The organism is Roseovarius sp. D0-M9 (genome assembly GCF_037083805.1).
Taxonomy (GTDB): domain Bacteria; phylum Pseudomonadota; class Alphaproteobacteria; order Rhodobacterales; family Rhodobacteraceae; genus Roseovarius.
In genome coordinates, this window is sequence record NZ_JBAPKZ010000017.1 from 23,832 (window position 1) to 37,960 (window position 14,129).

The 14,129-nt window shown below is 62.9% G+C and carries 14 protein-coding genes and 1 tRNA gene; 7 read left to right on the forward strand and 8 right to left on the reverse strand.

Going from position 1 to position 14,129, the window contains the following annotated elements:
- Positions 1–61: 61 nt before the first annotated feature.
- Both pbfA and V8352_RS12245 read left to right on the forward strand, forming a co-directional pair.
- Entirely contained in the window at positions 62–1,408 is a 1,347-nt protein-coding gene (pbfA, locus tag V8352_RS12240; RefSeq protein WP_336424580.1) for a (R)-1-hydroxy-2-aminoethylphosphonate ammonia-lyase, read from the forward strand.
- A 38-nt stretch (positions 1,409–1,446) separates the two neighbouring features.
- A complete protein-coding gene (locus V8352_RS12245) occupies positions 1,447–2,244 on the forward strand; it encodes a DMT family transporter (RefSeq protein ID WP_336424581.1) in 798 nt (265 codons plus the stop codon).
- Here V8352_RS12245 and V8352_RS12250 read toward each other — a convergent pair.
- From V8352_RS12250 to V8352_RS12275, 6 genes are all read right to left on the reverse strand, one after another.
- Positions 2,235–3,242: a 2-hydroxyacid dehydrogenase gene (locus V8352_RS12250; RefSeq protein WP_336424582.1), complete on the reverse strand. Its 1,008-nt coding sequence runs from the start codon at positions 3,240–3,242 to the stop codon at positions 2,235–2,237. The genes V8352_RS12245 and V8352_RS12250 overlap by 10 nt on opposite strands.
- 12 nt (positions 3,243–3,254) lie before the next feature.
- On the reverse strand, positions 3,255–4,472 hold the full coding sequence (locus V8352_RS12255) for an NAD(P)/FAD-dependent oxidoreductase (RefSeq protein WP_336424583.1): 1,218 nt from the start codon (positions 4,470–4,472) through the stop codon (positions 3,255–3,257).
- Between the two features lie 241 nt (positions 4,473–4,713).
- Positions 4,714–4,790 (reverse strand) — tRNA-Pro (locus V8352_RS12260).
- A gap of 101 nt (positions 4,791–4,891) precedes the next feature.
- Positions 4,892–5,998 (reverse strand): 3-isopropylmalate dehydrogenase, encoded by a 1,107-nt coding sequence (leuB, locus tag V8352_RS12265; RefSeq protein WP_336424584.1) that lies wholly within the window; start codon positions 5,996–5,998, stop codon positions 4,892–4,894.
- Positions 5,999–6,109: 111 nt separating this feature from the next.
- Positions 6,110–6,778, reverse strand: coding sequence for an OmpA family protein (locus V8352_RS12270; protein ID WP_336424585.1), 669 nt, complete (start codon positions 6,776–6,778; stop codon positions 6,110–6,112).
- A gap of 123 nt (positions 6,779–6,901) precedes the next feature.
- Positions 6,902–7,744 (reverse strand): bifunctional helix-turn-helix domain-containing protein/methylated-DNA--[protein]-cysteine S-methyltransferase, encoded by an 843-nt coding sequence (locus V8352_RS12275; protein ID WP_336424586.1) that lies wholly within the window; start codon positions 7,742–7,744, stop codon positions 6,902–6,904.
- 100 nt (positions 7,745–7,844) lie between these two features.
- Between V8352_RS12275 and nth the strand changes: the two genes are divergently transcribed.
- Together nth and V8352_RS12285 are read left to right on the forward strand one after the other, a co-directional pair.
- A complete protein-coding gene (gene nth / locus V8352_RS12280; RefSeq protein ID WP_336424587.1) occupies positions 7,845–8,489 on the forward strand; it encodes an endonuclease III in 645 nt (214 codons plus the stop codon).
- 23 nt (positions 8,490–8,512) lie between these two features.
- A complete protein-coding gene (locus V8352_RS12285; RefSeq protein ID WP_336424588.1) occupies positions 8,513–9,499 on the forward strand; it encodes an adenosine kinase in 987 nt (328 codons plus the stop codon).
- A 319-nt stretch (positions 9,500–9,818) separates the two neighbouring features.
- Here the strand turns inward: V8352_RS12285 and V8352_RS12290 are convergent, their stop codons facing one another.
- Positions 9,819–10,637: a sulfotransferase family protein gene (locus V8352_RS12290; RefSeq protein ID WP_336424589.1), complete on the reverse strand. Its 819-nt coding sequence runs from the start codon at positions 10,635–10,637 to the stop codon at positions 9,819–9,821.
- A 149-nt stretch (positions 10,638–10,786) separates the two neighbouring features.
- Between V8352_RS12290 and V8352_RS12295 the strand changes: the two genes are divergently transcribed.
- A complete protein-coding gene (locus V8352_RS12295; RefSeq protein WP_336424590.1) occupies positions 10,787–12,364 on the forward strand; it encodes a DUF5928 domain-containing protein in 1,578 nt (525 codons plus the stop codon).
- 9 nt (positions 12,365–12,373) lie between these two features.
- Entirely contained in the window at positions 12,374–12,754 is a 381-nt protein-coding gene (locus tag V8352_RS12300) for an HIT domain-containing protein (protein ID WP_336424591.1), read from the forward strand.
- 72 nt (positions 12,755–12,826) lie between these two features.
- Here V8352_RS12300 and V8352_RS12305 read toward each other — a convergent pair whose 3' ends face one another.
- Positions 12,827–13,756, reverse strand: a complete 930-nt coding sequence (locus V8352_RS12305; protein WP_336424592.1) for an ABC transporter ATP-binding protein — start codon at positions 13,754–13,756, stop codon at positions 12,827–12,829.
- 75 nt (positions 13,757–13,831) lie between these two features.
- On the opposite strand from V8352_RS12305, the gene V8352_RS12310 reads away from it, so the two are divergent.
- Positions 13,832–14,011 (forward strand): zinc-finger domain-containing protein, encoded by a 180-nt coding sequence (locus V8352_RS12310; protein ID WP_336424593.1) that lies wholly within the window; start codon positions 13,832–13,834, stop codon positions 14,009–14,011.
- Positions 14,012–14,129: the final 118 nt, after the last annotated feature.

Sequence of the window (14,129 nt, forward strand, 5' to 3'; positions counted from 1 at the left end):
TTTCAACTGAAAAATCCACGCCTTCGGCGTGAGTATTTTTGGAACAATGAAAGGCGTGGGCATGTATCATACTGAAGGCGAGTCCAATACGTCGGACGCGCGGCAGGCCTGGCTGAGCAAATCCATCGGGCCGAAGTCGGCCCCGCTCTTGCAGCGCGACTCGGATGCGTTCTTGCATCAGAGCCTCAGCAGCCCTTGCGTGGCGACGATTGCCAAGGCCGAAGGCATCTGGATCGAGGATCTGGACGGTCGCCGCTTCATGGATTTTCATGGCAACTCTTTGCATCACATCGGCTACGGGCATCCGCGCCTCAAGGCGGCGATTGCCAAGCAGATGGATGATCTGCCCTTCGCGCCGCGCCGATTTACCAATGAGCCAGCGACCGAGTTGGCCGAAAAGCTGGCCGAGATTGCGCCGGGCGATCTGGGGAAGACGTTGTTCACCACCGGCGGGTCCGACGCCAACGAGGTCGCGCTGAAGATCGCGCGGGCGGCGACGGGCCGCTTCAAGACGGTCAGCTTTTGGGATGCGTTTCATGGCGCGGGCATGGGGTCGGCCAGTGTGGGCGGCGAGGCGACGTTTCGCAGCCATATCGCCGGGCCCCTCATTCCCGGCGCCGAGCATGTTGCGCCCTTTGCCTGCTATCGCTGTCCCTACAACCATGCCGGGCCGGATGTCTGCGGGCTTGCTTGTGCCAAGATGGTCGACTACGTGCTGGAGCGCGAAGGCGATGTGGCGGCCGTCATCGCCGAACCGATGCGCGCCGTTCCCTTCGTGCCGCCGCCCGGTTTCTGGAGATCAGTGCGCGAGGCGTGCAACCGGCATGGCGCGCTGCTGATCATGGATGAGATCCCGACGGGGCTGGGCAAGACGGGGCGCATGTTCGCCTTTGAGCATGATGACGTGATCCCCGATATCGTCACCCTCGGCAAGGCGCTGGGCGGGGGGATCCTGCCGATCGCGGCCTGCGTTGCACGCCGCGATCTGGATGTGTGCGGCGACTTCGCCATCGGACACTACACGCACGAGAAGAACCCCGTGACTGCCCGCGCCGCGCTGACCACGCTTGAGATCATCGAGGACGAGAACCTGGTCGAGCGCTCTGCCGAGCTGGGCGATTACGCGATGACGCTGCTGCGCGATCGGCTGGAGGGGTGCCCGATCGTCGGGGACATTCGCGGGCGCGGCCTGATGTTCGGCGTCGAGATCGTGCAGGATCGCGAAACCAAGGAAATGGGCCGGGCGCTGGCCGAGGGGATCTATTACGCCTGCCTCGAAGCCGGGCTCAGCTTCAAGATTTCCCAAGGCTGCGTTCTGACCCTGTCACCGCCACTGACCATACCACGGGACAATCTGACCCGCGCGCTGGAGATCGTCGTGACGGCCATCAAGGATGCCGCGCGCTGACACTTGCCGTCTCGCTCATGGTGCTGTGTGCAGCGCTCATGCATGCCCTGTGGAACGGCGTGATGAAGGGCGCGCAGGATCGTGCGCTGACCTCGGGGCTGATCTGCGTGGGGCAAGCGGGCTTTGGCCTTATGCTGGCGATGATCTCGCCGGTCATGTCATGGGCGGCGGTGCCTTGGCTGATTGCTTCCATCGTCATTCATTGGGGATACTTCTACCTGCTGAACGTCGCTTACCGGCTTGGTGATCTCAGCCTCATCTATCCGATTTCGCGCGGCCTTGCGCCGCTGCTGGTCGCGCTTGCTGCGCAGATCTGGGTGGGCGAGGTGCTGCCTCCGCTCGCTTGGGGCGGGATACTTGCCATCAGTGCCGGCATCACCGTTCTGGCCGCACCCGTGCTGCGCGGCGCGCTGCCTGCGGCGGGGCTCGCTGCGGCAGTGGGGGTGGGCCTGATGGTGGCCAGCTATTCGCTGGTCGATGGAATGGGCGTGCGCGCGTCGGAAAATGCGGTGGCCTATATCGCGTGGGTCTTTATCGGCAATCTGAGCGTGGCGTTTTATATTTTCCCGACGCGCATGGACCGGCTGAGGGCGCTGCCGCGCCGCACCATCTGGCTGGGTCTGACGGGCGGCGTCATCTCTGGCTGCGCCTATGGGCTGGTCCTTTTTGCCAAGACGCTTGCGCCCCTTGGCCTCGTGTCGGCCCTGCGCGAGACGTCTGTCATCTTTGCTGCAATGATTGGCGTTCTGTGGTTCGGCGAAGGCCCGCGCGCGCGGCGCCTGATCGCAGCGGGCATCGTCGCGCTGGGGATCGTGCTGATCGCCGCTCAGGGATAGCGCGCGCCGGGTTGTCCGGCAAGGCGCGGATCGGTGGATTTGATCAGCACCGGGCGGCCCGCTAGGATTTCGCCGCAGCGCTCGAGTGTCTCGGTTTCCAGCCGCTCCATCGCGCCTTTCGTATAGAAGGTCAGATGCGGCGAGAGGATCACGTTCTCCATCTCGTAGAGTGGGCTGATCATATGGCCCTCTCGGCGCAGCGGCTCGTCGCTGAAGACATCGAGGCCGGCGCCCGCGATCCACCCCTCTTCAAGGGCGCGCACCAGCGCCGCCTCATCCACGATCGCCCCGCGCGAGACATTGATGAGATGCGCGTGCGGTTGCATCGCGCGCAACTCGGCCTCGCCGATCAGGTGGTGCGTGCTGTCATTGAGGACGCAGTGGATGCTGACCACATCGCTTTGCGCCAACAGGCTGTGCAGCGTGTCGGCGCGGCGAATGCCCAGCGCCTCCATCTCACCGGCGGGGGTGTGCGGGCTGTAGGCGACGACATCGGCGCGAAAGCCATGGGCGCACATGTGGGCCATGCTGCGCCCGATCTTGCCAAAGCCGATGAGGCCGATGGTCTTGCCCGCGATATCGCTGCCCATCCAGGCTGGCTCGGGCCAGGCCCAGCCTTTGCTGTGCATCTGGCGGTCGAGGGGGATCAGCTTTTTCGCCAGCGCGATCATCAGGGTAAAGGCACCCTCGGCCACGGTTTCCTCGGCATATTCGGGGATATTGACCACGGTGATACCGCGCGCCTTGGCGGCTGGAATGTCGATGGCGTCGATGCCGACGCCAAATTTGACGATGCCGCGCAGCTTGGGTGCTGCGGCGATGACGCGCGCGGTGATGGGCGTGTAGCACATCAGCAAAAGGTCCGCCGTCGCCACGGCGTCGATCAGGCTGCCTTCGTCCACGCCATCGGGCAGCGTGACCAGATCGTGCCCCGCCCCGCGCAGAGCCGCGTCGATGATGGGGGTCTGCAACTCTGCGTCGGTGCGCACGATCTTCATTCTGGCCGTCCTTCAGATGATGGCGTTTTCCACATGCGGCTGGCCTGCGGCGATACGCTCGTAATGAAAGGGGGTCAGATCGAGTGTGCGATACCGGCCATGCACCAGCCATTCGGCGATGCCGCGCCCCATGGCCGGAGATTGCTGGAGTCCGTGGCCGGAAAATCCGTTCAGGAAAAGGAAATTCACCGCCTCGGGGTGCGGGCCGCATATGGCGTTGTGATCGAAGGTGTTCATCGCGTAATGCCCGGCCCACTCGCGCAAGACCTTGATGCTCTCGAATTGCGGGATGCGCGCGGCGATGGCGGGCCAGACATGCTCCATCCAGATATCCTGATCCATGTCGAAATCATCGGGATCGACTGCCGGGTCAATGTGGCTGTGCGCGCCCGCCATATAGGTGTCTTTCCCGTCCTGCCGAATATGCACGCCCGAGGGATCGACCGTCAGGGGCAGTTCACGGCACAGCGGCTGCGCGGCAGAGAAGGTCCAAGTGTAGCGCTTGCGCGGCTCGACGGGGATGTCGATGCCCGCCATAGCAGCCGTGCGCGCGGCGCGCGGGCCGCTGGCATTGATCAGGTGCCCGCAGCCGATGCGCATGCCAGTGGCCAGTGTGACACCGGTCACGCAGGCGCCGTCGCGCTCGATTGCGGTGACCTCGCCCGCAAGGAATTCGACACCCCTTTCGCGCGCCGGCCTGCGCCACCAGTCAAAGACAGCCATGTAATCCCAATAGCCTTCGTCCTTGAGGTTGATGCTGCCCAAGTGCAGATCGGCCGTGGCATAAAAGGGATATTCCGCTGCCAATTCCTGCGGCGTCATCAGGCGCGTCTCGGCACCCTCTGCGAGCTGCACCGCACAGGCGGCACGCAGGGCATCGGCGCCCGCAGCCGTATCGGCCAGGTACATGTAGCCGTAATTCTGGATCTTCAGTTGCGGCACGCGTGGGTCGTCGCCCATGTGCTGGCGCAGGTTTTGTATGAAATCCGCGCCGAATTGTGAGATGCGCACATTGAGCGCGCTGCTGAACTGCTGGCGGATGCATGAATTGGTGTGCCCGGTCGAGCATTTTTCGTAGCTGGGATCGCGGTCGATCACCAGAATGCGCCCGTCGAAATCGGGATCATGCGATATGAACCACGCCGCCGCCGCACCCATCATCGCCCCGCCAATGATGACGACATCATACGTATCCCGGCTGGGGCTTGAGACATAGCTGTTCGGCGGCATCCGGGTGGTCCTTGTCACAAATTCGGGTCAAAAATCCGACATGTATTTGCGACCGACTGTCGTCACGCCAGCGGCGAAAGGCAAGAGGCCAGAGCGGCGCCGGGCAGCGCTCGCGGTGCATCTGATGTTCGTGGTTTGAACGCCTGCCCCGAGCCGCCCGCGTTGCGACGTTATTGACGGTGGGCTACCGCTCCGCGCGCGCTGCGCGGGGTTCCGAGTTATACGGAGATTTTGGAAAAACTGGTCGGGCTGAGAGGATTCGAACCTCCGACCCCCTGCTCCCGAAGCAGGTGCGCTACCAGGCTGCGCTACAGCCCGACCGTGGCGCGAGCGATAGACGAGAGGGCCGCGCTTTGCAATCCCTCAAATGCGCGGCGCCGGGTGTGTCCGGCGCCGCGTTCAACCTCAATTTCACTGCCTCAAAGGCTGGCGTCAAGCGCCTCGACGATGGCATCTCCCATCTGGGCCGTGCTCAGCGGTGTGCCGCCGTCCGGGCCCATCAGATCGGGCGTGCGCGCGCCATTGGCCAGCACGGCCTCCACCGCGCGCTCCAGCCGGTCGGCCTCGGCGCCTTGGTCGAACGAATACCGCAGCGCCATGGCAAAGCTGAGGATGCAGGCGATGGGATTGGCCTTGCCCTGACCCGCGATATCGGGGGCCGAGCCGTGCACCGGCTCATAGAGCGCCTTGGGCCGGCCATTGGCCATCGGCGCGCCAAGACTGGCCGAGGGCAGCATGCCGAGGCTGCCGGTCAGCATCGCGGCGGCATCGGACAGAAGGTCGCCAAAGAGGTTGTCGGTCACGATCACATCGAACTGCTTGGGATAGCGGCAGAGCTGCATCGCGCCTGCGTCGGCATACATATGGCTCAGCTCGACATCGGCGTAGCTTTCGGCGTGGACCTTGGTCACGATCTCGCGCCAGAGGATGCCGCTCTCCATCACGTTGGCCTTCTCCATCGAGCAGACCTTGTTGCTGCGGCGGCGGGCCAATTCGAAGGCGGCGCGCGCGACGCGGTCAATCTCGCTCTCGGTATAGCGCTGGGTATTGATGCCAACACGCTCGTTGCCTTCGGTAAAGATGCCGCGTGGCTCGCCGAAGTAGATACCGCTGGTCAACTCGCGCACGATCATGATGTCGAGGCCCGCGACGATATCGCGCTTGAGCGACGAAAAATCGGCCAGCGCGTCAAAGCATTGCGCGGGGCGCAGGTTGGCAAAAAGGTCCATTTCCTTGCGCAGGCGCAGAAGGCCGCGCTCGGGCTTCACACTGAAATCCAGATCGTCGTACTTCGGCCCGCCCACGGCGCCCAGCAGCACGGCGTCCACCTCCTGGGCCTTGGCCATCGTGTCATCGTGCAGGGGGGTGCCGTGCTTGTCATAGGCGCAGCCGCCGACCAGATCCTCGCTGATGTCGAAGGGCATGTCCCTCTTCTTGCCATACCAGTCGATGATCTTGGTGACTTCGGCCATGACTTCGGGGCCGATGCCGTCACCGGCGAGGATAAGAAGGGAAGGGGTGCTCATGTGTGGCGTCCTTTGCATGATCTGCGTTGACAGATCGGGTATAGCGAAGGACGGGAATGGTCAAGAAAGCGGGTGCGCGAGGCGCCGCATCGGGCGCCTCGCGGGGCTATCTTATCGCGGGTTCGGCAGGATGACGATTTCGACCCGGCGGTTCTGGGCCTTGCCCTCGGCGGTCAGGTTCGACGCGATGGGCTGATCCTCTCCCCGGCCGAAGGCGTTGATGCGGGCCGCCCCGACGCCGCCCTCGCGCAGCACGGCCGAGACAGCATTGGCGCGCCGCTCGGAAAGCGACTGGTTGTAGGCGGCCGCGCCGGTATTGTCGGTGTGTCCGATTACCTGCACGGTGCTGCCCGGATAGTTGCGCAAGCTCTCGGCAACGGTAAAGAGATCGCCGCGCAGCGCGCCGTTGACCTGTGCGCTGTCGACCGCAAAGAGGATGTCCTGCGGCAATGTCACGATCAGGCGGTCGCCGGTATTGGTGATCTGCACACGGTCGTTGTTCAGATCGCGGCGCAGCTCGGCTTCCTGCTTGTCCAGCGCGTTGCCGATGGCCGCGCCACCGATCGCGCCGATGGCGCCGCCGATGAGGGCGCCCTTGCCCTTCTTGTCGCTGGCTGCGGCCCCGGTCAGCGCACCGGCAAGACCCCCGATCAATGCGCCCTGCTGTGTGCGGTTCGGTGCAGCTCCCGTGCCTTGCAGGTTTGTCGGGCCTTCGCAGGCAGCCGTCAGCATCAGCGCGGCGCCGGCCACGCACAGGATGGGTTTTCTCGCTCGGATCATGTTGAAATAGCCTCTTGGTGTGATGCCCGCTGGACTGGGGGCTTGGGCGCGACTATAGGCACGCGGGGCCGGATGCCCAATACAGTTTTCCGTGAAAATCGGCAGCAATCCGCGCAAATTCGCCTATGCTTCGGCGCGTGCCGATTCCCATGCGAGGATGCCCCGCTTGACCGGCAGACCCCAGTGGTAGCCGCCTAGGCCCCCCGACTTGCGCAGCGCGCGGTGGCAAGGGATCAGCAGGCTGATCGGATTGCGTCCAACGGCGGTGCCGACGGCGCGGACCGCTTTGGGATGACCAATGGCCTTGGCGATCTGGCCATAGGTCGTGACATGCCCGGACGGGATCTGCAGCAGCGCCTCCCACACCTTGATCTGGAAGGGCGCGCCGATGAGATAGAGAGGGGGTGCCTCGCTGGCGCCTGCTTGAAACGCCGTCTGCGCCCAAGGCCGCAGGCGCGCGGCGTCCTCGATAAACTGCGCCTTGGGCCAGCGCGCAGTCAGATCCGCCATGGTTGCCTTGGCCCCGGCCTCGGCGGCAAAGCCGATGCCGCAGATGCCGCGATCTGTGCCCATCACCAGCGCGGGGCCGAACGGGCTGTCGAACCAGCCCCAATAGATGGTGAGGTTTGCGCCTTGGCGGGCGAACTCGCCGGGGCTCATCGCCTCCCACCGCAAGAACAGATCGTGCAGGCGGCCGGTGCCCGAGAGGCCCGCTGCATCCGCCGCCTCCAGCGTGGTATGGCGCTGGCTGAGAAGGGCCTTGGCGTGGCCCAGCGTCAGATATTGCTGATACCGCTTGGGTGACACGCCGGCCCACGTGGAAAAGAGGCGCTGAAAATGCGCGGCGCTCATTCCCATTTCCGCGGCCATGGTCTCAAGGCTCATGCCCGGCCCGCCCGCATCTATCACGTCGATCGCGCGGCGCATGACGTTGAAATGATAGCTTTGATCGGCGGACGTGTTCATGGCATGTATCCTTTGCGTGGGACCAATCTAGGCGCCATACCTGCCTTCGGCGACCCGAATGTTGCGCATTGCGGAAAATCCCGCCATTACGAGCGGCATCATGACCAGCCAACTCGATTACCACACGATCCGCGCGATTTTCGAGCGCTTTGCCGAGGCTCAGCCCGAGCCTGAGGGCGAGCTGGAGCATGTGAACGTCTATACCTTGGTGGTGGCCGTCGCGCTGAGCGCCCAAGCGACCGATGTGGGCGTCAATCGCGCGACACGCGGCCTGTTTGCCGTTGCTGATACGCCGCAAAAGATGCTGGATCTGGGACTGGACGGCGTGATCGAGCATATCAAGACCATCGGGCTCTACCGCCAGAAGGCCAAGAACGTGATGAAGCTGAGCCAGATCCTCGTCGATGACTACGGCGGCGAGGTGCCCAATTCGCGCGCCGCGCTGCAATCTCTGCCGGGCGTCGGGCGCAAGACCGCGAATGTCGTGCTGAACATGTGGTGGAACATGCCTGCGCAGGCGGTCGACACGCACATCTTTCGTGTCGGCAACCGCACCGGCATCTGCCCCGGCAAGGATGTGGTCGCAGTCGAACGCGCGCTCGAAGACCACGTGCCCGCCGATTTCCAGAACCACGCGCATCACTGGCTGATCCTGCACGGCCGCTACCATTGCAAGGCCCGCAAGCCCATGTGCCCGACCTGCCTGATCCGCGATTTATGCCCATATGAGGACAAGACCGAATGACAAAATACCACGCAATCGGCATCATGACAAAATACCACGCAATCGGCATCGGAAACGCTGTCACCGATGTGATCTGCCGGAGTGATGACGCTTTTCTGGACCGCATGGGCATCGAAAAGGGTGTGATGCAGCTGATCGACGAAGACCGCGCCGAGGCCCTTTATGAGGCGATGGACAACCGCGCGCAGAGTGCGGGTGGTTCGGTTGCCAATACGATTGCGGGCCTTGCGGCATTGGGCCTTGCGACGGGCTTTGTCGGGCGCGTGCGTGACGATGAGCTGGGCCGCACCTACGCGCATGACCTCACGCGCCTCGGGGCCGACTTCGTCAATCCGCCAGCCGTGGACGGCGCGCTGCCGACCTCGCGCTGCATGATTTTCGTCTCGCCTGACGGTGAGCGGTCCATGAACACGTATCTTGGCATTTCAACCGAGCTCAGTTCAGACGATGTGCCGTCAGGCGTGGCCGAGCAGGCCGCGCTGTTACTGCTCGAAGGCTACCTTTTCGACAAGCCCCAAGGCAAGACCGCACTCGCCGCCGCCGCCGCCGCCTGCCGCACGGCGGGGGGCAAGGCCGGGATATCGCTGAGTGATCCCTTCTGCGTCGACCGTCATCGCGATGACTTTCGCGGACTGATCAAGGGGCTTGATTACGTGATTGGCAATGAGCACGAGTGGGCCTCGCTTTATGAAGAGAGGCAGCTGGACGACGCACTGGACCGCGCCGTAGAGGATACGCCACTGGTCGTCTGCACCCGCTCGGGCGCCGGGGTGATCATCCGCCAGGGCAGCACGCGCATCGACGTGCCGGTGACGCATGTCGCACCCGTGGATACCACAGGTGCGGGCGATCAGTTCGCGGCCGGGTTTCTATATGGTCTGGCGACGGGCGCACCGATGGATGTTGCCGGGCGCATGGGCTGTATTGCCGCTGCCGAGGTGATTGCACATTACGGCGCCCGGCCCGAGGCGGACATAAAGGCGCTCTTTGCCGCCGAGGGTCTGGTCTGATCGGGCGGCGCGCCTGCGGTGCGCTTGGGATTTCGAGTATTTTTGCCAAGATGAAGCTGTGGGTGCGCACCCCGCCTGCCGGCGTCGGTCGGACTGTCGCCGATGCAAACCGGAGCGGGGCGCGGCTTTTCCTTGAGCGGTCATCGGCTGCCCAGCCTGGACCGCAGCTATGAGCGTGGCAGATGGTGGTTAAGAAAGCCTGAAGCGGTGCGTCTTTGACCTGAGGCGTCAGCTTGGGGCGCGGCGCGCGCGTCGGTTATACAGAGCGCAGTGGCGTTTCTTTGTATAAACACCCAAGAACTGCTGGGCTGGCCCGGCGTTACTCGCCTAGCTTGGCGTGAACCTCGTCTAGGTCGATCTCGCCAGTGGGCATCTTGTTCGAGGGGTCCGCAAAGTCGTATTTGAACAGCTCGAAATCCTGTTTGTAGATCTCATAGACGAGGTGCATCGACAGATCGTCGAAGTAATCCTCGACCGGGTGCGCGCGCTTGGGGCCGTGCCCCTCGCTTTCGTTGAAGCGGGGGATCGTTTTCAGATCGACCTCATGCGGTGTCTCGATCGCGTTCAGCACGTCCTGCATGCCATCATTGAACGCCTCGGTCCAAAAGATGCGATCATAGGTTCCGCCATTCACGATGAAGGTGCTGATATGGCCCGACATGGCCGACCAATGGATGTCAGGCTCCATCGGGCGGCGCCAGCGAATGGTGTCGCGTGCAAAAAGCAGGAACCGCCGGAAGCTGGCAATCTGGTCGAACGCCTCTTTGCCGTCGTCGCCGCCGACCTCGATTCCGTATTTCTGCACCAGGAGCGGGACAAGCTTGCCGCGGTAGCGCTTGCCGTTGCGCTGGATGCCGCAGATCTTGTCGAAGAAGCTGGAAAGGATGCGCGTGTAAGGGTTGCGCACACAGGTAAACGCATAGGATTCGTGCGACTTGACGTTGGCCGAAATCAACGGCTGGCTTTCGTCGAGAGCCCATTTGTGCAGGCCTTGCTTGGCGTCGTGGATGTCGCCGTCAAAGAAGTCGCCGTGGTCGGAGTAATACATGATCTGGCCGATGGTCGAGCAGGCGCATTTTGGAACGACCCGGTAGACCACGCTTTCGCTGGTCGTCATCCATGTGCCGGGAAAACCCATGATCGCCGCCCTTTGCCAAACCTCAGATGTCCCGTTCAGGACTTATTGTTCTTTGCCATGATAAAACAAGATTATTGTGGTTTCATCACCGCGTGATCGCGATTATCACTGTAAACAATCGGCGGAACAAGGGGCAGTCTGTTTCCCATATGGCGAAAATTGCCTACATATTGTTGTGTCACAAGGATCCGGCCGCGGTGATCGCGCAAGCGCAGATGCTGACAGCGGTGGACGACTGCATTTCGATCCATTTCGACGGTCGGGCAGACCCTGCGCATTTCCACCAGATCAAGGCGGCCTTGCGCGACAATCCGAATGTCTGCTTTGCGAGGAAGCGCATCAAATGCGGTTGGGGGGAGTGGAGCCTTGTCGAGGCGACGCTGCTGGCGGTCGAGGCGGCGGTGCGCGCATTTCCAAGGGCCACGCATTTCTACATGCTGTCCGGTGATTGCGCCGCGATCAAATCGGCGCGCTATGCGCATGATTTCCTTGACGCTGAGGATGTCGACTACATCGAGAGTTTTGATTATTTCGAGAGCGACTGGATCAAGACCGGCATGAAGGAAGAGCGGCTGATCTACCGCCACTTCTTTAACGAGCGCAAACACAAATGGCTGTTCGACGCGTCCTTCAACCTTCAACGCCGGCTGGGCCTGAGCCGCAAGATCCCGCGTGATATCCAGGTTCAGATCGGGAGCCAGTGGTGGTGTCTGCGCCGCCGCACGATCGAGTGGATTCTCGATTTCACGCGCAAGCGGCGCGATGTCATGCGTTTTTTCCGCACCACATGGATCCCGGACGAGACGTTCTTTCAGACGCTTGTGCGCCATATCGTGCCCGAGGCCGAGATCCGCTCGCGGACGCTGACCTTTCTCATGTTTACCGATTACGGGATGCCGCAGACGTTCTACAACGATCATTACGACCTGCTTTTGGGGCAGGATTTCCTCTTTGCGCGCAAGATCAGCCCGGAGGCGACCGAGTTGAAGGCGCGGCTGGCTGCGCTTTATGCCGATGACCGGGCCGAGTTCAAGATATCGAACGAGGGGCGCAGCCTCTTCACGTTTCTGACCGGGCGAGGCCGCATCGGCCGCCGCTTTGCCAGCCGGTTCTGGGAGACGGAGAGCACGCTGGGCCGTCACCGCGAGTTGATGATCGTGCTGTGCAAGAAATGGCACGTGGCCAAGCGCCTGCTGGATCCCATCCGGCAGGTCACCAATGTGCCCGCGACGGAATACCTCTTTAACGAAGAGGGCACGAACCTGCCCGATCTCGGCGGCATTCAGGCGACCTTGGGCAAGCGGACGCGCCATCGGCGCGCGTTGATGCGGATGCTGTTTGATTACCATGATACCGACCGGATGATCGTCTGCATGGACCCCGGCAATCTGGATCTGCTCGAGGATTTCTGCGGCGACCGTTCGACCACGCGCCTGCTCGAAATCCAGTGCGTCTTTACGGATGAGTATCTGATCGGCCACGCGATGCGCGTTGGCCTCGCGGGCGAGCAGACGTCTGGCGAGACGCTCGAGCGGCTCTTGCCGACGATCCGGGGGGAGACCACCTTCGAGAGTGACAAGATCCGCGATGCTGAGTTCGAGCATCACTACATCATGCGCGAAACCGACAGCGACGAGGAAAACGCCATCCCGATCTCGAAATTCCTGAGCATCGGATATGATCAGGCGCTCGGAATTGCGCGCACCGACCACCTGTTTGCTGATTGAGGAGGCACCATGGCCTACACCTATGACGACCAGAACATCTTTGCCAAGATCCTGCGCGGCGAGATTCCGAACAACACCGTGTATGAGAGCGCGCATTGCCTTGCCTTCAATGATATCGCGCCGCAGGCCCCGGTCCATGTGCTGGTGATCCCCAAGGGTGCCTATGTCAGCTACGATCATTTCGCGGCCGAGGCGAGCGATGCGGAGATCGCCGATTTCACCCGCGCCATCGGTGAGGTGTGCCGCATCAGTGGCCTGCACGGGGCGGATGAGGCGGGCGGATTTCGCGTGATCTCGAATGCCGGGCCGCATGGGGCGCAAGAGGTGCCGCATCTGCATGTGCATGTGCTGGGCGGTCGCCCCTTGGGCAGGCTGCTCGCCAAGGGGTGAGCGGGCCGGGCGGCTTTGCCCGCAAGCCCCCATCGCCCTACTGCGCGGTGATGTCGGCGATGCGGCTACCTTTTAGCGGCTCCGCGTGAGTTCCAGAAAGACATCTTGCAGATCCGCCTGCTCGGTCCGCACGTCGCGAATGCGGATACCGGCATCGCGCACGGCGGCGAGGACGGCCTCGGCGCTGACTTGGCCCGCGCTATAACTGAACGACAACGCGCCCCCGTCGCGGCGGGTCACCTCGATCCCCGGCGCTTGTGGCAGGGTCTTCACCTCGCCGTCCGGGATGATGACCATGCTGCGCGTGTCGAGCTGCGCCAGAAGGTTGGACGTGCTGTCACGCGCCACCAGATCACCGTGGTTGATGATGGCGATCTCGTCGCACATCGCCTCGGCTTCCTCCAGATAATGGGTGGTCAGGATGATCGTCATGCCGTCGTCGTTCAGCTTGCGCACGTTTTCCCACAGCATCTGGCGCAACTCGATATCGACGCCTGCCGTCGGCTCGTCCAGAACCAGAACGCGGGGGCTATGCACCAGCGCCTTGGCCAGAAGGAGGCGGCGGCGCATCCCGCCGGACAGGGTGCGCGCATAGGCATGGGCCTTGTCCTCAAGACCCACGAGCGCGAGGATCTCGTCGCTGCGGCGCTGCGATTTGGGCACGCCGTAAAGGCCCGCCTGCACCTCGAGCGCGGCGCGCGGGGTGAAAAACGGATCGAGATTCAATTCCTGGGGCATGACGCCGATGGCGGCCCGGCTCTGGCGCGGGTTCACGTCCTGATCGAAGCCCCAGATGTTCACCTTGCCCGAGGTCTTGATGACGAGGCCGGCGAGAATGTTGATGAGCGTGGATTTCCCGGCGCCATTGGGTCCGAGCAGGCCAAAGACCGACCCTGCGGGGATATCGAGGTCAATACCCTTCAGCGCCTCCTTTTGGGGCGATCCCTTGGCGCTGCCATATGTCTTGTGCAGGCCCCTTATTTCGATCGCATTCGCTGCCATGGTCCCCTTGCCCCTGCCGTGCCATTCCATCATAAACACCGCGTAGTGGAAGTGCCGGCAAAAGGAAACGCCCAGATGGTGACCAAACCGCCAGAGACGCGCATCGTGGATGCGTATCGCATCGCCTGTGACGGCAGCGGACCGGGCCTTGGTCATCCGCGCGTCTGGTTGCAGATCCCGCAGTATCGCGGCTGGGTCGAGTGCCCCTATTGCGACTGCAAGATGGTTCACCGCGATTTCGAGGGCAAGGTTTAAGCTTCTGCCCGCCCGTTCGCTGCCAGGCCGGGATTTGGGTATTCTTGACCAAGAAAAAACACTGGCGGCATATTGAACTGGCCGCAGGACACGCTGGCCGCAGTGCGCAGGAGGCATC